The sequence below is a fragment of the Vibrio sp. 1727 genome, assembly GCF_033344415.1.
GTDB lineage: Bacteria > Pseudomonadota > Gammaproteobacteria > Enterobacterales > Vibrionaceae > Vibrio > Vibrio alginolyticus.
The window spans coordinates 1-519 of sequence record NZ_JAWPOT010000662.1; the positions used below are offsets into that span (position 1 = coordinate 1).

At 44.7% G+C, this 519-nt stretch carries 1 protein-coding gene; it reads left to right on the plus strand.

The features are described 5' to 3' along the window. On the plus strand, nt 1–519 hold a 519-nt coding region (locus R8O10_RS27475; protein WP_318192268.1), incomplete at both ends, for an HAD-IA family hydrolase.

Here is a 519-nt window from a genome sequence, read left to right on the forward strand (position 1 = left end):
AACACGCTCGTCAGTTCAGATATGAACTTTCAAGATCTTCGTCAGCAACTCGGTTGCCCTCAAACAGAAGATTTATTGGATTTCGTAGAGCGCATCGATCACCCGCATCACAAAGAGCATGCACATAATGTCATTTTTGACCACGAGATTTCCGATGCTGAACAGTCTAGCCCGATGATTGGCTGTCATGAATTGCTGAACTACTTGGAGAAAAAAGCGATTAAAACCGCCATCGTGACGCGAAACTGCCTAATTGCGACACAAAGAAAATTGGAACATAACCAAATCACCGTTGAGCAAGTGATCACGCGTGAATGTTATCCACCAAAACCCGATCCTTTATCGCTACAAGTACTCGCCAAGGAGTGGCGTTTGATGCCAAATGAAGTGCTGTATGTCGGTGACTTCCTTTACGATTTACAAGCTGCGTACAATGCACAAATGCCGTCTTGTTTAGTGCATCACGGCATCACCGAACAATTTCAAAATTCGGCATCACTTTCGGTGAGAGAACTGTCC